This is a genomic window from Streptomyces bobili (genome assembly GCF_002154575.1).
In the GTDB taxonomy this organism is placed as follows: Bacteria; Actinomycetota; Actinomycetes; order Streptomycetales; family Streptomycetaceae; genus Streptomyces; species Streptomyces bobili.
Genome location: NZ_MUBA01000727.1, coordinates 1 through 2,446 on the forward strand (window position 1 = coordinate 1; position 2,446 = coordinate 2,446).

The window sequence follows — 2,446 nt, forward strand, 5'->3', positions numbered from 1 at the left end:
ACGAAGGTCAGGCCGGGCGGCTGGCCCTGGCAGCCCCGCCGCCCGGCCTGACCTTCGTACCCCAAGGAGTCGATCCACCATGGCGAGCGATGCGCCGACCGGCCAGGTATCCGATCTCGACTGGCTGATGAGCGGCCTCGTGCAGCGCGTACCGCACACGACCAGTGCGGTCCTCCTCTCCTGCGACGGCCTTGTGAAGTCCGTCCACGGCCTCGACCACGACAGCGCCGACCACATGGCGGCCCTGGCCTCCGGGCTGTACTCCCTCGGCCGCAGCGCCGGTCTCCGCTTCGGCGACGGCGGTGACGTACGGCAGGTCGTCGTCGAACTCGACTCGACGCTGCTGTTCGTCACCACCGCAGGGTCGGGCACCTGCCTCGCGGTGCTGGCCGGGCGCGAGGCCGACGCCGCCGTCCTCGGCTACGAGATGGCGATGCTCGTCAAGAGCGTGCGGCCGTACCTGGTCACCGCGCCCCGGCAGCACGCCGTCGAACCCTCGGTGATGGGGCCTTGAGGGTGGCGGCGGCCGGCGACGGGCCCTGGCTCGACGACGCGGCCGGACGGCTGGTGCGCCCGTTCACGGTCAGCAACGGCCGCACCAAACCCACCGTCGCCCTGGACCTGATGTCACAGGTGCGGGCGACGGGGTCCACCCCCCTCGGCTATCTCGGCCCCGAGCACGCGCAGGCACTGGACCTGTGCCGGGCTCCCGTCCCGGTCGCCGAGGTCGCCGCCCATCTGAGGCTGCCCGCGGCCGTCACCAAGGTGCTGCTGGCGGACCTCGTGGACTGCGGGGCGCTGACCACCAAGCCCCCCGAGTTCCACCACAACCCCACCGACCGGGCCCTACTGGAGGCAGTGCTCGATGGACTACGACGACAGCTCTGAACACGACGAAGGCCAGGGTGCCTTCCCGACCGCGCTGAAGATCCTGGTCGCGGGCGGGTTCGGGGTCGGCAAGACCACGTTCGTCGGCGCGGTCAGCGAGATCGCGCCCCTGAGTACGGAGGAGCTGCTCACCACCGTCGGCGCCGCGACCGACAACCTCGACGGCATCGAGAACAAGGTCGAGACGACCGTGGCCATGGACTTCGGCCGCATCAGCCTCGATCCGCAGCATGTCCTGTACCTGTTCGGCACTCCCGGACAGGAACGGTTCTGGTTCATGTGGGACGAACTGTCCGAGGGCGCCCTCGGCGCGGTCGTCATCGCCGACACGCGCCGCCTGGAGGAGTGCTTCGCGGCCGTCGACTTCTTCGAGGAACGCGGCCTCGGCTTCATCGTGGCCATCAACGAGTTCGACGGCGCCCACCGCTACGACCCCGAGGAGGTGCGCGCCGCCATCGACCTGGACCCGGGCGTCCCCATCGTGCGCTGCGACGCCCGCATCTCCGCGTCGGGCGTGCAGACCCTGCTCGCCCTGGTCCGCCACCTCATCGCCCACGCACCGACGGCACCTCAGCCGAGCCGCGGCGCCCATATGTGATCCCCGCACACCACACACCGGAGCCGCACATGCCCCACGTCCACAGCGACGGAGTCCGCCCATGAGCTACGACCCGCCCCGCACGGCCGGTCGACTCCTGCTCACCCCCGAGGACAGGGAAGCCCCCGCCCGCACCCTGAGGCTGCGCCGACTCGGCCTCGGGGAGCGGGCGGATCCCTCCCTGGACGCCTTCGCGGACCATCTCGCCGAGGTGACCGACGCTCCGTACGCGATGGTCAACTTCATCGACGAGGAGCGGCAGTTCTTCGCCGGACTGCACACCCCGCCCGGCGGCCGGGCCGCCCGCGGCGGCAAGCCGGAGGTGGGCCGCCGGCTGCCCCGCGAGTACGGCTACTGCCCCTACGTCGTCGTGCGGCGCAAGGCGCTGGTGCTCGAGGACGTCCGCGACTACCCGAGGTTCGCGGGCAACCCGGTCGTCGACGAGTACGGCATCCACGCCTACCTCGGCGCCCCGCTCATCGACACCGCCGGCCTGGTCCTCGGCACGGTGTCGGTGGCCGATCTGGCGCCCCGGCCGTGGGGGAGGGCGGGACTGGAGACCATCAAGGCGACCGCGGCCGATCTCGCCGGGCGGCTGGAACACCGGGCGGCCGGCGGACCGCCCCTGTGACCCGACGGCCGGAGTCCGTCACAGGCCCCGCCAGACGTTGTCGAAGGCGGCGTCCTCGACGGACCGCCGCTGCTGCGCGGCCGTCAGTTCCGTCACCGCCTCGCCCACCGCGGCCAGTACCGTCTCCACCGGTTCGGTGAGGGGACCGGGGAAGCCGTCGCCCTCCTCCTCGCGCAGACCGGCCGTGGTGGCCAGGCCGGCGAGGACGGGCTCGGCCGACGCCCAGCGTTCGGCGGCGCGGCGCCGGGCCGGTGAGTCCACTGCCGACCGCCGGTCGGACCCTACGGCGAGCCAGTGGCCGCGCGGGTGGGTCAGGGTCCCGTCGGCCT

The 2,446-nt window shown here is 72.6% G+C and carries 4 protein-coding genes and 1 pseudogene; 4 read left to right on the forward strand and 1 reads right to left on the reverse strand.

Annotated features, from left to right (window positions below; genetic code table 11):
• Positions 1–79 precede the first annotated feature (79 nt).
• The 4 genes from BZL64_RS36790 to BZL64_RS36805 all read left to right on the forward strand — a co-directional run bounded on the left by BZL64_RS36790 (position 80) and on the right by BZL64_RS36805 (position 2,117).
• On the forward strand, positions 80–514 hold the full coding sequence (locus tag BZL64_RS36790; RefSeq protein WP_073491709.1) for a roadblock/LC7 domain-containing protein: 435 nt from the start codon (positions 80–82) through the stop codon (positions 512–514).
• Between the two features lie 2 nt (positions 515–516).
• Positions 517–888 (forward strand): DUF742 domain-containing protein, encoded by a 372-nt coding sequence (locus tag BZL64_RS36795; RefSeq protein ID WP_086773356.1) that lies wholly within the window; start codon positions 517–519, stop codon positions 886–888.
• Positions 866–1,486: a GTP-binding protein gene (locus BZL64_RS36800; protein ID WP_086773357.1), complete on the forward strand. Its 621-nt coding sequence runs from the start codon at positions 866–868 to the stop codon at positions 1,484–1,486. The genes BZL64_RS36795 and BZL64_RS36800 overlap by 23 nt, the downstream gene beginning before the upstream one ends.
• A 61-nt stretch (positions 1,487–1,547) precedes the next feature.
• Positions 1,548–2,117: a GAF domain-containing protein gene (locus BZL64_RS36805; protein WP_086773358.1), complete on the forward strand. Its 570-nt coding sequence runs from the start codon at positions 1,548–1,550 to the stop codon at positions 2,115–2,117.
• An 18-nt stretch (positions 2,118–2,135) separates the two neighbouring features.
• Here the strand turns inward: BZL64_RS36805 and BZL64_RS40025 are convergent.
• Positions 2,136–2,446 (reverse strand): annotated as a pseudogene (locus BZL64_RS40025) (GPP34 family phosphoprotein); the annotation flags it as partial.